The 15,273-nt window shown below is 51.4% G+C and carries 13 protein-coding genes; 1 reads left to right on the top strand and 12 read right to left on the bottom strand.

Annotated elements, in window-relative coordinates:
• Positions 1-2 precede the first annotated feature (2 nt).
• Positions 3-1,355 (bottom strand): MATE family efflux transporter, encoded by a 1,353-nt coding sequence (locus DFR60_RS19325; RefSeq protein ID WP_243005127.1) that lies wholly within the window; start codon positions 1,353-1,355, stop codon positions 3-5.
• 178 nt (positions 1,356-1,533) lie between these two features.
• On the opposite strand from DFR60_RS19325, the gene DFR60_RS19320 reads away from it, so the two are divergent.
• On the top strand, positions 1,534-1,704 hold the full coding sequence (locus tag DFR60_RS19320) for a DUF1540 domain-containing protein (protein WP_070102457.1): 171 nt from the start codon (positions 1,534-1,536) through the stop codon (positions 1,702-1,704).
• A gap of 264 nt (positions 1,705-1,968) precedes the next feature.
• Here DFR60_RS19320 and DFR60_RS19315 read toward each other — a convergent pair whose 3' ends face one another.
• From DFR60_RS19315 to DFR60_RS19265, 11 genes are all read right to left on the bottom strand, one after another.
• Positions 1,969-3,162 carry an ABC transporter substrate-binding protein gene (locus tag DFR60_RS19315; protein ID WP_110324368.1) on the bottom strand — a complete coding sequence of 398 codons (1,194 nt, stop codon included), beginning with the start codon at positions 3,160-3,162 and terminating at the stop codon, positions 1,969-1,971.
• 20 nt (positions 3,163-3,182) lie between these two features.
• Positions 3,183-3,941, bottom strand: coding sequence for a Rossmann-like domain-containing protein (locus DFR60_RS19310; RefSeq protein ID WP_243005126.1), 759 nt, complete (start codon positions 3,939-3,941; stop codon positions 3,183-3,185).
• Positions 3,942-3,944: 3 nt separating this feature from the next.
• A complete protein-coding gene (locus tag DFR60_RS19305; RefSeq protein ID WP_110324366.1) occupies positions 3,945-4,727 on the bottom strand; it encodes an ABC transporter ATP-binding protein in 783 nt (260 codons plus the stop codon).
• A gap of 13 nt (positions 4,728-4,740) precedes the next feature.
• Positions 4,741-5,754: a FecCD family ABC transporter permease gene (locus DFR60_RS19300; RefSeq protein ID WP_025529943.1), complete on the bottom strand. Its 1,014-nt coding sequence runs from the start codon at positions 5,752-5,754 to the stop codon at positions 4,741-4,743.
• Positions 5,754-6,395, bottom strand: coding sequence for a nucleoside-triphosphatase (locus DFR60_RS19295; protein ID WP_110324365.1), 642 nt, complete (start codon positions 6,393-6,395; stop codon positions 5,754-5,756). The genes DFR60_RS19300 and DFR60_RS19295 overlap by 1 nt, the downstream gene beginning before the upstream one ends.
• Entirely contained in the window at positions 6,392-7,417 is a 1,026-nt protein-coding gene (locus DFR60_RS19290) for an XdhC family protein (protein ID WP_207659556.1), read from the bottom strand. The genes DFR60_RS19295 and DFR60_RS19290 overlap by 4 nt, the downstream gene beginning before the upstream one ends.
• A 5-nt stretch (positions 7,418-7,422) precedes the next feature.
• Positions 7,423-8,355 (bottom strand): NTP transferase domain-containing protein, encoded by a 933-nt coding sequence (locus DFR60_RS19285; RefSeq protein WP_110324363.1) that lies wholly within the window; start codon positions 8,353-8,355, stop codon positions 7,423-7,425.
• Between the two features lie 304 nt (positions 8,356-8,659).
• On the bottom strand, positions 8,660-9,139 hold the full coding sequence (locus DFR60_RS19280; protein WP_025529940.1) for a GNAT family N-acetyltransferase: 480 nt from the start codon (positions 9,137-9,139) through the stop codon (positions 8,660-8,662).
• Between the two features lie 109 nt (positions 9,140-9,248).
• Complete coding sequence (mgtE, locus tag DFR60_RS19275; RefSeq protein WP_002603357.1) at positions 9,249-10,598, bottom strand: magnesium transporter; 1,350 nt, start codon at positions 10,596-10,598, stop codon at positions 9,249-9,251.
• Positions 10,599-11,098: 500 nt separating this feature from the next.
• A complete protein-coding gene (locus tag DFR60_RS19270; protein WP_110324362.1) occupies positions 11,099-12,028 on the bottom strand; it encodes a hypothetical protein in 930 nt (309 codons plus the stop codon).
• Positions 12,029-12,557: 529 nt separating this feature from the next.
• Positions 12,558-15,107: a transglycosylase domain-containing protein gene (locus tag DFR60_RS19265; protein WP_110324361.1), complete on the bottom strand. Its 2,550-nt coding sequence runs from the start codon at positions 15,105-15,107 to the stop codon at positions 12,558-12,560.
• Positions 15,108-15,273: the final 166 nt, after the last annotated feature.

Raw genomic sequence — 15,273 nt, 5'->3', positions numbered from 1 at the left:
GTCTATTCTCCTTTCGGAATCCATTTAGCCTTTGCGCTGTAGACGCAGTCCATCAGCATCGTCGTCATCCAGGTAATTGGATAGCACCACATGACAGCCTCAAAACTCGGAAAAAATGGAACCAGTAAATTAATATATATCATGCGCAGGATACACATGTTTCCAACGCCGATCAACATGGTAATCATGGTTCTTCCGCTTCCCCGGATACTTCCCATCAGGATCTGGTGAATCGCAATGGACCAGTAAAACGGAAGCAGGATGGCCATGGTAGTATGCCCGAAGGCGATAACCGCCTCATCCGGCGAGAAGATGCGGAGAATCTTGTCCGCATTTAAATAAAGGACGACCGAGATAAAGGCCGTATAAATCAGGCTGATGGCAATTCCCTGAAACATCCCATCCTTGACACGTTTTGCCTTTTTCGCACCGATATTCTGACCTGTGAAGGTGGTCGAAGCCATACAGAAGCTCTGAAGCGGCAGCATGGCGAAGCCATCCACCTTGCTGTAGGCACCATAGCCCGCCATGGCGGCCGCTCCGAAGCCATTGATGTTCGCCTGGACGATAACGTTGGACAGGGATATGATGCTCTGCTGAATTCCGCTCGGTATGCCCAGCTTTAAGATCCGCTTCATCATACGCTGGTCGATCCTGATCTCGGAAGGAACCAGACGGTAGCTGTCCTCCGTTTTCATCAGCGTCCGCACCGTAAGCACAGAAGAAACCGCCTGCGCGATCACGGTGGCATAACCGACTCCGGCCGTCCCCATATGGAATACCACCACAAAAACCATGTCCAGAATGATGTTTACCACAGAGGACACACAGAGATAATAGAGAGGCCGCCTGGAGTCTCCCACCGCCCTCAGCACTCCGGCGCCCATGTTGTATACCAGATTGAACAGGGAACCGCAGAAGAAGATGCGCAGGTAGGCGACAGAATTAGGCATAACCTCTTCGGGCGTGCCCATCCATTTCAGGATCAGCGGGGACAGAAGCACGCCCAGCAAGATCAGCAGCGTACCTCCGATCAGACTCAGCGCCATGCAGGTATGCACCGCCCAGTGAAGCTTCTGATCGTCCTTCGCCCCGTAATACTGGGAGATAATCACTCCCGCGCCGGTGGCGATTCCCATAAACATGCCGATGATCAGATTGATCAGGGAGTTACTGGAACCAACCGCAGCCAGTGCCTCGCTGCCGATGAAGTTTCCAACCACGATGGAATCCACGGTATTATACAGCTGCTGAAAAAGATTGCCTACCAGAAGCGGCATGGAAAACGCCAAAAGCTGCTTCCAGATTACGCCTTCCGTCATGATCACCTGTTTTGTCTTCTGTTTCTGTCCCACCCCTACGACCTCCCCAAAACCTTTCTGTCAATTTTTTTCAATGAAAATAGTATACACCCAAACATACAATCTAACAAGTCCCAGAGCGTGTTTGAAAACTGTGCTGACATTCATCCGTATATTTTCTTCATTTCTGCAGATAATATTACCGATAAGATGATAAAGGAGGTATTGAACTATGTTAGTAAACGGAAAGAATGAATGTATCCACTGTACAATCAATAACTGCACTTACCATGCCAAAAACGAGGATTACTGTACTCTTGAGGCTATTAAGGTAGGTACTCATGAGTCCAACCCGACCATGAAGGAATGTACAGACTGCGAGTCTTTTGTAAACAAGGCTTAAATATCTGCGCATAAATGAAGAAAATACGCGAAGCCATTTCCCGGCTTCGCGTATTTTTTTAGAATTGGGGTTTTGTGTAGGAGGTACGCGGACTTTTGCGTGGGGTATCAAGGAAACGGAAACGGGGGCGGCATGGAGGAACCGCTCAGGGATTCTGAGGGGGCTGTTCGCCCTTAGTCCCACCCCCTCGGAATCCCTGAACCTTTCCCTCCCTGCCGCCCGCTCTCCCTTTTCCTCAATTCCTATGCAAAAGTCTGCGTACCCTTATCCCCTAACCGCATTCTTCAGTATTGCCTCCAGTTTTTCGTCTGTCACATCGATATGATAGAAAAGCTGGTAGAAATTCTTCACTTCTTCCCGAATGTCCGACGTATAGATCTCCGGATATACGAGACCGCCAAGCCACTCGATGCCGATCATACGGTTTACAGAGGGCGGGCTGCTCATATAGCTGTATGGAGCAGTCGGAATTTTGAAGATTTTCCCGTTTTTCACGGCATCCAGCTCCTGCCACATGGGATCCGCAGTAAGCGTATCATAGAGCTTCTGGGAATCCACGATGATCAAATCCGGGTTCCAGAGCAGTACCTGTTCGAAGGAGACTTCGCTTCCGCCTCCGCTGGATACCGCTTCCACATCGGCCGCGTTGACCGCTCCAATCCGATCGATCACGTCGGCGTGGATGGAGCCTTTGGCATTGGTGTGAAGGCCGTCGTCACCAAGCCCGAAATACACACTCTTTCTGTCTGCGTCAGCGATAGCCGCCGCATTCTGATCCGCCTTCCCGATCTCTGCCCGGCAGTAATCCGCCAGTTTTCCGGCCTGCGCCTTCTCGCCGGTGATATCTCCCAGCATCTCGTAGGCGTCTGCCATGGTGGGTAGCGTCGCTTCCACAAAGATAACCGGAATATTCAACTGCTCCTGAAGAGCATCCATGTCCTCTTTCACCGTCTTCTTCGCCTCTCCTATGTCAATGATGACATCCGGCGCTTCCGCAATCAGAGCTTCCATGTTAAGACTTGCGTTCTTTCCGTAGAACTGTCCGAATTTTGGCAGTCCCCAGTACTTTTCATCGATATACTGCTTCGCCTCATCGGAGAAATCAGCCGCCAGACCAGCCAGCTTATCCGGGCTCACCGTGTAGAGCACGATCTGGGCCAGAGGACCGGAGGGCGCGATCTTCGTGATTTCCGAAGGGATCTCCACCTCTCTCCCGGCTGAGTCCGTGATGATTCTCGTTCCTTCCGCCTGCGCAGCCTTGTCTCCGGCCGCAGAATCTGCCTTATCCGTCTCCTGTGAAGCCTCCGCTGTCGTGTCAGCTGTCGCCGCGGCAGTGGTCTCCACCGCAGTCTGCTGTGCCTCTCCGGTATTCCCGGATCCTTTGGCACAGCCGCCAAGTCCCATCATCATGATTGCAGCGAGTGACAGGCCCAGCCATATGTTTTTTCTTTTCTTCATGATATTGCCTCCCTTATTTGTTAATTCTGATATCCTGCTCTCACTGGTATACCGGAGCGCACTACCGCCCGGTGGCTGCCGTGGCGGATGCAGCGTTCTGTCTTTGCCATATCCGTAATCAGCGTTCCGGCCAGCTCCTTCACGCCAAATTCAAACAGCGCCGGCGCCATCGGGACGCTGGGTCCCACCAGAATCACCCTGGCATTGCCGGACAGTTCCAAAAGTCTTGGAAGCGTCTTATTCACCAGAGTGAACCCTGTTATGTAGATGTAATCCATTTCCGGCAAAATGTATTCGCAGGCCGTATCCGGATAGTCGCCCTCCCGCGGTTCCCTCTCCAGAACAAAGAGTTCTCCCGCCTTTTCCAGATAGCGCTCCGCATAATGGAAATGGCCGATAGTCGCCACTTTTTTTCCCGCAAACGCGTCTCCCGGCGCCGCAAACGTATCGCAGCTTTCCAATATTTTTACGCCCTCATACGCGGCGATTCCGGCCATCAGCACGGCCTCCCGGTTATAATAGGCGTTAATGGCCGCCGCTCCGATTCCGGCCTCCAGAAAGTTCCAGGAGGAAATCAGGGACGCCGCCTGTCTCCAGGTCATGCCCTGTTCCCATTCCTCTTCCTCCAGGATGCGCGGCCGGCTCTCCAGCCTCTGGTTGGCGGCCGCACCCGCCGCACCGCCGGCTCTTACCATGGTACAGCTCGTTCCCACTATTATTTCATCCACCGGAACATCGTCCGGTATTGGCGCTATCAGCCTTTCATACAGTTCCCACATGATTTATTCCCCCTTCACCCGATCGGGCATACACAGTTTTCTCCCCGTGTCTCCCGCGTCAAACAAACGAACCGTTATACCGTACATGGTCTCCAGAAGTGACTCTGTCAGCACCTCCTCCGGCTTTCCAAATGCCTTTATCACCCCGTCTGAAAGCACCGCGGCCTGATCGGCATAGAGAAACGCCTGATCCGGGCTGTGAGTAGACTGTACGATTAAATATCCCTCTCCGGCAAGCCGCTTTAACTCCTCCATGACTCTGGCCTGATTGCCGTAATCCAGGTTTGCACACGGCTCATCCATAATGAGGATTCCCGCCTGCTGTGCGATCGCCCTGGCTATCAGCACCAGCTGCTGTTCCCCTCCGCTTAAATGCGCGTAAGAGCGCTCCGCCATCGCTTCGATCCTCATGGTCTTAAGCGCATCAAATGCCGTCTCCCTCTGTTCCCTTCCAGGACTCTTTAATCCCTGAAGCGACGATGTGGTTCCCATCATCACCATGTCCAGAACCGAAAAGGCAAACGCCTGATCGTGATTCTGGGGGATATAGGCAATCTTTCTGGCCAGCTCTTTCTCTTTAAGCGTTCGCAGGTCCACCCCGTCGGCCATGATTTTCCCGTGGTACCCCTTTAAGAGGCCCAGAATACACCGGAACAGCGTGCTCTTGCCGGCGCCGTTTTTCCCCAGCATACAGACGAGATTTCCCTTTTCCACGGAAAAATCCACGCCCTTCAGGACGGGAAAGCACCGGTAGCCGAAGGTCAGATTTTCTACGATCAGCCCCATATTCTACCACCTCTCAAAGTTTATTTCCTTCCCTCAGGATCAGCCAGAGGAAAAACGGCGCTCCCACAAATGCGGTGAGAATTCCGATGGGTATCTCGCTGGTCGCCAGAAGCCTGGCGAAGTTATCGACCACCAGCAAAAAGCTTGCGCCCAAAAGCAAAGAGGCTGGAAGCATCTTCCTGTAGTCGCTTCCCACCAGCATCCGGGCAAAGTGAGGTATTACCAGCCCCACCCAGCCGATCAGACCGCTGACCGACACGGCCGCCGATGTAATGAGCGTCGCACAGAGCACCACGGCAAGCCGGACCGCACTGGTGTTGACGCCGATACAGCGTGCTTCTTCCTCACCCAGCGTCAGCACATTGATCTTCCAGCGCAGCAGGTAGATGGGGATAATACCGCCAATGATCCACGGAGCCGCAAAGGCCAGATCCTTCGGCCGGATCGAGGCCAGGCTTCCCATGAGCCAGTATGTGATCACCGGCAGCGTATTGTTTGGGTCCGCCACAAGTTTTAAGAATGACACAGCCGCCGTAAACAGGGAGCTGATCATCATTCCGGCCAGCACCAGGCCCAGCGTCTGGTTGTATTTCACGCGGCTGCTGATCAGGCAGACCGCCCCCACAGCCGACAGTCCCAGAACAAACGCCAGAAACGATACTCCCTGGTAGGAGAATGAGAGGAACAGCCCCAGAGCGGCTCCAAATCCGGCGCCTGACGACGCTCCCAGCACATCCGGCGAGACCATGGGATTCTTAAATATTCCCTGATAGGCCGCTCCCGCCGCCGCCAGTCCTGCACCGATCAGCGCCGCCATTAACACCCGGGGAAGGCGGACGTTGAAAAGAACCGTCTCTACCTGCGAAGGCCAGTCCGGCGTAACCGGAATGACTCTCGATGCCAGCACCCGAATCAGCGTCCACGGTTCAATCGGATATCTCCCCAGCATGAAGGAACCGAAAAAGCAGACTGCAAACAAAACCACCATTGCGGTGAGCCGCACTCGCACCCGATGTTTATCTGCCATCACTTTTCACTCCCTTTCTCTGTTGTTCCGGAAAGCCGCAGGTCTATGATCCGCCTGATTTCCATTTTCTCCGCTTCGCCTCCGTCAAAGACCAGAATCCGGCAGCCGAAGCGCTGCTCCATCTGCGCTTCCAGCCACTCCCTGTCCGGGGCTGCATTGGCAGGAAGCGGAATTCTCGTACCCATAGAGGCCAGATTTCCCGAATGCTTCAGCACTCCGACACAGAAGGCCGGACTCCCAAGCAGCCGTTCCAGCTGCTCCATGAATGGCTTTACCTTCAGTTCCACGCCGCCGATCTCATCGATATAGCAGAAACGGTACTGTTCCGGATGTTCCAGCAGGCGGTTCAGTATCTCCGCTCCCAGCGTCTCAAACACTTCCGGATATTTTCTCCACCCTTCCGGTGTCCGCTCAATGAAAATGCCCTCTATGCCAGGCTCATAGGCCCTCGTCACGGAAGGTATTTCTTCCATGTTCTCCACCGGCAGGAGGCGAAATCCCACAGTCTCACCGTCTCCGTCTGTCAGGCGCTGGGTCAAAAATCCCCCGGCGCCCTTCCAGTAAGACTCCAGACAGGACAGGAGACACGTCGTCTTCCCGGCCCCGGACTGTCCCTTTAAAAAGAGATGGCTCTCTGTCATTTCGTCCGGCCCTCTCTCCTGGCTCTGACCATAATCAATTCGCCCGCCACGCTGATGGCGATTTCCGCGGGAGTCTCCGCCAGAATCGCCAGTCCGATCGGGCTGTAGAACCGCTCGATATCCTGGTCGGTGAAGCCCTCCGCCTTCAGTTTTCCGGCAAGTGTCATCAGCTTCTGGCGGCTTCCCATCACTCCGATATAGTGGGCCGGCGTCTTAAGAACCTGTTTCTGAACGTCGTAGTCACACTGATGGCCTCTCGTCATGATCACAACGTAATCCTGCTCACGGATCGTCACCTTATCAAAGACACTGGTAAAATCACCGACTATGGTATTCACCGCATCCGGAAACAGTCTGCTGTTGGCAAATTCAGGGCGGTCATCATAAACCACACATTTGAATCCCACGTGGGCAATCACCGGAACCAGCTCCTGCGCCACATGGCCGCCGCCAAACACGTATACCGTACCGGCTCTCTGAAGCGGCTCGCTGTAATACTTTCTGCCGCTTACGGAGGTCTGCACCGCCTTTGCCTGTGTCAGCGGTTCTATATCGCCTTCCACGGTGATTCCGGCAAATCCGCGGCTTTCCGAATAGATCCCCACGGCCCAGGCCGTCTCATCCGTAATATCGGTGATGATCCAACTGTCCTCATCCCGCTCACACGCCTGGATGCCTTCCTCACAGATGGCAAGAAAATCCCGGTTATCCGGGCTTACATACTGGAAATAGACCACTACATCTCCGCCGCAGATCATTCCTAAATCCGCCACCTGACCTTTTACCAGTTTAAAGCCCTTGCTGAAGGAGCTTTTACTCTTCAGCACATCGAGAGCCATGCGTCCCGCCTGATATTCTACCGCGCCGCCGCCAATGGTTCCCATGGTTGTCCCGTCTTTTCTGACGATCATCCTGGCTCCCGCGCCCCTCGGTGTGGAACCGGAACCGGCGATCACTGTCACCAGCACCAGGTCGTCTCCCTGCTCCAGAATCTGCTTCATTTCTTCGAATAACTGTTTCATCCCCATTACCTCTCATCTCCAAAATATTTTTCAAACAATCGTGAAGCATGGCTGTTCATCTCCTGCTCCATCTGCAAAAAACGGTTTAAAAAGTCCTTCGTCTTCGGAGTCATCTGTGAAAAGCCGCCCTCCGCTCCGCCCGACTGGGTGATTAATAGCGGATAGCCAAGCTCCCGCTCCGCGGTCTTCATGATCTTCCATCCCTTACTGTAGGACATATGCATCTGTTTGCACGCCGTCTGCATGGACCCGGTATGGTCGATCAGCGACAGAAACTGGGCGATTCCCGGTCCAAAAAAGACTTCGTCGCATTCCAGGTAGAGTGACATACGGCTGTGAAGCGGCAGCTTGCCATGATTTCCGCTCAAGGCCATGGCACAGTCTTCGTCCGTCTCCACGGCCTGAATAATCCCTCTGTCATCCACCGGAATCTCCTCCAGCACCACATCCGCTTCCGGCTCCCGCAGAAAACTGCGCAGCCCGTACTCTCCCTGGTAGTTCAGGATCTTCGGGATCCAGTCCGCCGCTATCATCACCGGATGGCCTCTTCTGCCCTCATATACGGGACAGCACAGAGGCGCCTCACTCTCCATAATCTTTTCGATGGTCTCCGACAGCAGCAGCGGAACCTTTGTCGGCATGACCAGCACCCGGTCACACAGGTCCTCGATGTAGTTTAGTCCCATGCAGATACTGTCAAACAGCTGAGTCGTCGCATACTCCGCATTCCTTAAGCATACCACGCGCATCTTGGAAATATGCTTCTCCAGCTCCTCTCCTCTGTCTCCCGTAATCACCACCACCGGCTCCACGCCGGCTCTCTGAAGTGTAATGATAATCCGCTTCACCGCAGTCGTGTCTCCGACCGGAAGCATGGGCTGGAAGCTGGTAGTCGAGCTTTTGTGCCCCGCAGCAAGTATAACTGCTCCTGTAGTCATTGATTTCCTCCTCTCTCGAGCGTTATTTATTAAAAAACAGTACGATAGGTAAAGTGTAGCATATTATGCGGGAGATGTAAAGGGAATACATGGAAATAAGGGAGGGACGCCCCAGTGATGGAGGAGAGGCGGAGGGAGATGGAGAAGGGGCAGCAGGCTCTTGTTTCCTCGGCGGCAGGAACTAAAGCCGGAAGGCAGGAAAAAAGGGCGGCCCCTCCTCCATCACTGGGGCCGGGTACTGGCTCCATAAGTAAAAAACATGAGATAAATAGAACGGGATTTGCTCTAGAAACGGCTATTCTGATTAGAATATCAGTTCATAGTCTATATAGTCACCTGCAAATGGTGTATCTTTATTTTCTCTTACTAAAATTTTCTTAAATCCCACACTTTCATAATTTTTTTGAGCGGGTATTAGTATACCATTCGTTGTTACAACAGCTTTTTGGGTCCCGCTCTTTTTAATTCTTGCAATTGCTTCCCGCAATTGCTCTTTCCCATAACCGCAGCCTTTATGTTCACTTAAAATGCAGTTATGGCCTATGATCACATAGTCCGGATTGTTCCTCGGATCCCATGAAATGTGACCGATTGCTTTCCCATTCAAGACAGTTATGAATCCGCATTTGTCTGCAATATCTAAATTAGAATAAAAAAAGCAGTCATACTCTTTCCACATTTCTTCCCAATATTTTTTAAAACTATCATGGAAAGAATATGCACTGCTTAGTTGGCTGTATAATGTTCCTTTTGGAAAATCACTGATTTTCTTATACTCAATCATAAATAATACTCCCTTTTCGTATCCTGCAAAACACTACTTTTTCTCTACTGGTATCCGAATTTCACAGAAGCGATCCGGACTGCTGTTCTCCAGGGCCCAGCCCCATGTCCTATAAGCCCAGCAGCGAACACGCCAGTTGGAAATAAATAATCAAACTCACCGCATCCACAATCGTCGTAATCAGCGGAGCCGCCATGATGGCCGGATCCATATGGAACACTTTTGCCGCAATCGGGAGCACGCATCCGATGGTCTTGGCAATAACGACGGTTACCATCAGGCTCAGTACAACGGTCAGGCACAGCATTTCTTTGCCCGGATAAAGAATTACGAGGCGAACGTAATTGACGAAGCCCAGAATGGCTCCGACGATAATTCCCACCCGAAGCTCTTTCCAGAGCACTTTAAATAAGTCGCCCGGCTCAATCTCACCTACCGCCATACCACGGATAATCATGGTGCTGCTCTGGCTTCCTGCGTTGCCGCCGGTGTCGGTCAGCATGGGAATAAAGGTTACCAGAAGCGGGATCACCGCGAAAGCGGCCTCGTACTTTGCCAGGATTCCGCCGGTTATCATGCTGCTGATCATCAGAATCAACAGCCAGGCAATCCTGTTTTTGGCCAGCTGGAAGACTCCTGTCTTTAAATACGGCTTTTCACTGGGAAGCATGGCCGCCATCTTTTCGAAGTCCTCGGTTGCCTCCTGTTCCATGACATCCACCACGTCATCCACCGTCACAATACCGACGAGGCGTTCTTCATGATCTACCACCGGAAGGCTCAAAAGGTCGTATTTCTGGAAGCTGTCCGCCACTTCCTCCTGATCTTCGGTGGTAAAAGCCTTAATAACATGGGTATCCATGATATTTCCGATTATTTCCTCGTAGGGATTCATCAGTAAGTCCTTTACCGTGACAACCCCTTCCAGTCTCCGTTTCGCATCCATGACATAGCAGGTGTAAATAGTCTCTTTATCCACCCCGTTTTTCCGGATATAGGCAAACGCCTGCTCCACGGTCATGGACTGCTTAAGCCCTACATACTCTGCCGTCATGATGCTGCCGGCGCTGTTTTCCGGATAGTTTAAAAACTGGTTGATCAGTTTTCTCGTGTCGGGCCTGGCATTTTTAAGCACACGTTTTACCACATTGGCCGGAAGCTCCTCCAGCATATCAACCGCATCGTCCACGAACAGATCATCCACAATGGTCCCCAGTTCATAGTCCGTGATGCTGTTGATAATATGCTCCTGCTTATCCACCTCCAGGCACGCAAATACGTCCGAGGCCAGCTCCTTGGGCAGCATCCGGAAGACTACCACCGTCTTCTCTGAATCCAGTTCCTCGATAAAGGTGGCGATATCCACCTCGTTCATCTCTGTCAATATGTCTTTCAATTTACGGAACTGACGGGTAAACAGCAGGTCCATCAGTTCTTCCATGTTAAAATTCTCCTGCATTTTTCTTCTCCTTCCATACGAACCTTATTTTTCAAGTGTGGTTTACCGTGGAAGCAGCACGCAAAAATAGCCATCCCTGAGGGACCGACCCCCAGGAAATGGCTATCATAAGCGCAAAAGACTATTCTTTAACGGCAGTGAAGACAGAGCAGTTCCGAAGTCATCGACTCTGCCCACACTACCACTCGCTTATGATAATTGTCTGCTTCCATCTTCTGACTTCGACCTTCCACTCTGGTTCACTTCCCTTCATCATTTATTTTAATTTTTTGTTTCAATCCACGCTCAGTGATTTCACAGAGTACGACTACATCTTATAGATGCGCGGCTTGACTTCATGTCAGTGGGGGAACCGATTTCTCTCCACCCGCCACTGCCGTTAAGCTTGTTCTTGGCGTTTCATCCCTCCACTTATAGAGGCGGGGGAATTCTCGCTTGTTTTGTTAAATCCTCATCTAGCATAACAGCTATTCGAATAAAAAGCAACCCCAAAATATACCCTACTGCTTGGAGAGCACGGACCAGAATTCTTCCATATATCTGGATGCAGTTGAAGCATCCACTTCCAGCTTCTCGATCAGTTTTTTACGGGTGCTATCATAGGTAAGTCCTACTTCCTGGCATGCGGAAATCAGAGCGCTCGCGCCTTTTTCGATCCCTTTTTTAATTCCTTTTTCCATACCCATTTCCATTCCCTTTTCAATTCCATCGTTTACCAGCATTTGACCCAATGGTGTCATGAACAGCGCCTCCTTTACCTGATTTAAATCGTCTTTTGACAGAAACTTGTTGGCAAGGGTATAAAGGACTGCCTGCATCCTTACCATGTCTGACTCTGATAGCGTGCCGGATTCTGTGATCAGGCGGTTCGCCAGTATAATCCGCTCTTTCTGATCTGTGTTCCCGGACATCAGAGTGGCGAGCAGCAACGGGACAAGATCTGCCCGATTCGGTTTTACTCCCTGCTTCTGCTTTTTGAACAGCCCGGCAAACAGTTCATCTGAGTCTCTGTCCTTTAACCGGACCGGTATGATCCGGTATGTATTATACCCTGTGTTTAACTCGAATCGAATCTCCTTTACCGTCGATGAGCAGATCACATACGTCGTGATATCAGCACGACGGATAAATGAAGTGACCGCTTCATAGCTGCGGAAGCGCCGCAGATCCTCCTCCCTGATTCCATCGCTCTCAAACTCCAGATGAATCCAGCTCCGGTCAGGCTTGATGAAGTTAAAATCTTCATATAACTGCTTTGCCTCCAGGTGGACAAACTCTGTCGGCCCCATGGTTACCGGTTCCTCCGTAATTCCCAGGTATGACAGTAATTCATCCTTGAAAAACTGCATGGCACTCTTTAATACCAGGTCTTCCGCCGGGAAATTGGCTGGTATCTCCGTTATGCGGTATGCATCGTTCTCATTGCTCATATAGCCTCCGTTTCCAGCTATATAAGAACCTATCTCCATTATAATGTTTATTCGTAAAACAGACAATAGCCCTGCTTATTTTTTCAGTATTACTTACATGTGTTTTTTTGTAAAATGGGAATTCTTAAGTCCGACCGGACAGAGAATGCCTGATGAAATTGGCAGAAAGGAATACGGAAAGAAACCGGATTCCGGTGGCGATAGCTTCTTATAAAGGCTGTCATCCGTTTATGACAGCAGTATAACACAGGATCATTTATCCAGGCAAGCGCTTTTTTCTCCTGTGGCGGAGAGACTAGTACTGCATTGCGCAATGCAGTACTAGTTACCGGGTTTATATATGTGATAGTACTGTTCCCTTGTCCTGTCCAGTACGTCATCATGACAATATTCTGTCCGCAGCGCTCTGCTCCCCAGTTGTTCCATCTGTTTACAGAGAAAACTGGTTTGTGATTGAAGAAAGCAAAAACTACGCTAAAAAGAAAAGTTATTCACAATTCCTTTTTAACGTAGCGATTGTTTTCCTTCCTTACTGACCGCCCGGCCCGACTGCTTCGAAACCGCCCGGTGCCGCACCCGGCTGCACTACAGGGGCCTGGCCGGAGGTGACGTCCTCCGTGCTGGAGGGAGCCTCGCCGGGTCTCGCCTCATGGGTGATCCCCGGCCCAATCTCCTGGGACGGCGGTATGCTCTGTTCCTCATACGGAAGCGCTTCTGCCCGGTCTGCCGCCTCATCGAACTGCTGCTTCAAAGCATCATACTGCTCCGTGCCGGCCAGCAGATCCAGCATCGACTGTCCCTGGCTGATCATCTCCTGCGTCGCCTCATCCCGGTAAGTCAGGCCATTTAATTCACCGATCAGAGCCGTAAGCCCTGCGGCTGCCTGTTCCTGGCCCTGTGCCGCAGCGTCTCTGGATGCCTGCTCGGCGGCAGCCCTGGCGTTTTCTTCCTTCATCTTCTGTTCCTCATCCCACTTCTTGGAGTTGGACCTCGCATTCTGCTCTGCCACGGAAGAAAACAAATCCTGTTTCCCGGTCTCCAGGCTGGTTTTCTCGCCTCTGGAGTCCACATTGTAGTAGGCCACCGTTGACGGCATGACCCAGTCCTCAGCCGGAAGGCCCTCATTGCACTGCTTCATAAAATCATACCAGATCTTACCGGCATACGTCTTGCCATATACTCCCGGCATGGCTTTCGGTGTATCGTAACCGACCCAGACAGCGGTGGTATAGTACTTGGTATAGCCGCAGAACCAGGTGTCCTTACTGCTGTTGGTCGTTCCCGTCTTCCCTGCTGCCGGTATCGAGAGTCCCAGACCGTATCCGGTACCGTATGGCTGGTTTAAAGTACCTTTTAAGACATCAGTGACCATATACGCCGTATCCTCAGTGAAAATACGTTCCTCCGGCTGGTTTTCCTGATAGAGGTCGCCTTCGTACTGACTGTCAATGCCGGTGATACACGTATTGTTGCTGTACATGCCGCCATTGGCCAGAACGGAGTACCCCCTTGCCATGTCCACGACACGGGCGCCTTCGGTAAAGCCGCCGATACTCATGCTGGTATTCCAGTTATCCAGATAGCTGAGTCCCACAAAATGCATCTTATCGAGATAGCTCGTTCCGTAATCCACACCGATATCCGCCAGCACCTGCCAGGCGACCGTGTTTAAGCTCCGGTTAAGAGCCTCCCTCACGGAGACTTCTCCGTAATATTTATTCCCGCTGTTCTTCGGCCCCTTATCAAATAAGTGGTCGTTTACGATTCTCGACGGGTAGTAATACCCGGTTTCAAAAGCAGGCGCATAGTCAATCAGCGGCTTGATCGTCGAGCCGGGCTGACGTCTGCTTAAAAATCCTCTGTTGTACTCATCATCGGTTCCCCGTCCGCCGGAAATCGCCACCACGTAGCCAGTCCGGTTGTCGATGCAGACAGCGGCTCCCTGAAGCGCGTATTTCCCATTGTCCGAGACGTCGGTGAACTTCGCCAGCGTCTCATCGATACCTGCCTGAAGCTGCGTCTGAAGCGTACTGTCAAGGCTTGTATGAATCTCAAACCCGCCGTTGCGGATCAAATCGCTCTTCTCCTGGTATGCTTCCTGATAGCGCTCCTTATAATCGTTGTAAGCGGTCTCATCGGCAAAGGTGTATTCGAACTCGAAGCCGTCGTTCTTCATCAGCTCCTGAGCCGCACAGTGGACCGCATAGCTGGACTGGTAAGTCTCCTTCGTCCCTTCCTCGGTTACCTTGGCTACCGTAAGCGGCTGTGCCTTCGCTTCCTCGCACTCTGCCTCCGTGAGCATACCGTTTTTCTGCATGTTGTCAATGATTTTATTTCTCTTTTCCAGGGCTGCCTCCGGGTGGGTCACTGGATTATAGCGTGACGGATTGTTGCTGATTCCTGCAAGGGTGGCCGCTTCCCAGACGGTTAAATCCTTTGCCTCTTTGTTAAAATAATAGAGGCTGGCCTTGGCCACTCCGTAACAGCGGTTTGCATAGAAATTAGTATTGCAGTAAAACTCCAGGATATCGGCTTTAGAATACTTTTCCTCCATCTGAGGTGCCGCAAATATCTCCGTAATCTTTCTTATAAATGATTTTTCCTGCGTTAAATACGTATTCTTAATGACCTGCTGCGTGATGGTGCTGCCGCCCTGGGTAATCTCTCCCTTATTCTTAACCAGAGCCACACCCGCTCTCGCAAGACCAATAAAATCCACACCGTGATGCTTATAAAAACGCTTGTCCTCCTGGGCAATATACGCGTTCTGCAGATTCTCGCTGATTTCTGTAATCGGTACATACTCATAATGTCCTGTGTTGATAATTCCAATCACCTGTCCCGCTGAATCATAGATCCTGGTATCCGATGGCTGCGAAAAATCTTCTCTCTTCGATTGTGCCACAATCTGATCCGCCCGTTCCTTACAGGCCGAAATCTCATCCCCGAACTTCAGATATACGATGCCGCCGGCTCCCAGCCCCAGAATCATCAGAATTAAAAAAATTGAGAATATCACTTTAATGGGCTTAAAAAAAACGGCCCATGCACTTTTTCTTTTTCTGCGTTTCTTCTTCATGAAATACCTCCTGTCGCCACGTGGGAACAGTATACCACGGAAAAAAGCTTCCGTCAAAGATTCTCGTTACTGTTCAGAGGCTAACTTGTAAAGAAAGAACTCATGGTGTAGACTGGAAGCAGTCGAAGCCATGAGTTCTTTCTTCTATCCGAATACTGCGGATACT

It is taken from the genome of Hungatella effluvii (genome assembly GCF_003201875.1).
Classification (GTDB): Bacteria; Bacillota; Clostridia; order Lachnospirales; family Lachnospiraceae; genus Hungatella; species Hungatella effluvii.
This window is presented reverse-complemented; position numbering and strand designations above follow the sequence as displayed.

What these genes read in the sequence shown, in the direction of transcription:
- DFR60_RS19310 (WP_243005126.1), bottom strand. Translation starts at nt 3,941, where the DNA reads ATGTGGGAACTGTATGAAAGGCTGATAGCGCCAATACCGGACGATGTT.
- mgtE (WP_002603357.1), bottom strand. Translation starts at nt 10,598, where the DNA reads ATGCAGGAGAATTTTAACATGGAAGAACTGATGGACCTGCTGTTTACC.
- DFR60_RS19270 (WP_110324362.1), bottom strand. Translation starts at nt 12,028, where the DNA reads ATGAGCAATGAGAACGATGCATACCGCATAACGGAGATACCAGCCAAT.
- DFR60_RS19295 (WP_110324365.1), bottom strand. Translation starts at nt 6,395, where the DNA reads ATGACAGAGAGCCATCTCTTTTTAAAGGGACAGTCCGGGGCCGGGAAG.
- DFR60_RS19280 (WP_025529940.1), bottom strand. Translation starts at nt 9,139, where the DNA reads ATGATTGAGTATAAGAAAATCAGTGATTTTCCAAAAGGAACATTATAC.
- DFR60_RS19265 (WP_110324361.1), bottom strand. Translation starts at nt 15,107, where the DNA reads ATGAAGAAGAAACGCAGAAAAAGAAAAAGTGCATGGGCCGTTTTTTTT.
- DFR60_RS19290 (WP_207659556.1), bottom strand. Translation starts at nt 7,417, where the DNA reads ATGAAACAGTTATTCGAAGAAATGAAGCAGATTCTGGAGCAGGGAGAC.
- DFR60_RS19305 (WP_110324366.1), bottom strand. Translation starts at nt 4,727, where the DNA reads ATGGGGCTGATCGTAGAAAATCTGACCTTCGGCTACCGGTGCTTTCCC.
- DFR60_RS19285 (WP_110324363.1), bottom strand. Translation starts at nt 8,355, where the DNA reads ATGACTACAGGAGCAGTTATACTTGCTGCGGGGCACAAAAGCTCGACT.
- DFR60_RS19300 (WP_025529943.1), bottom strand. Translation starts at nt 5,754, where the DNA reads ATGGCAGATAAACATCGGGTGCGAGTGCGGCTCACCGCAATGGTGGTT.
- DFR60_RS19315 (WP_110324368.1), bottom strand. Translation starts at nt 3,162, where the DNA reads ATGAAGAAAAGAAAAAACATATGGCTGGGCCTGTCACTCGCTGCAATC.
- DFR60_RS19320 (WP_070102457.1), top strand. Translation starts at nt 1,534, where the DNA reads ATGTTAGTAAACGGAAAGAATGAATGTATCCACTGTACAATCAATAAC.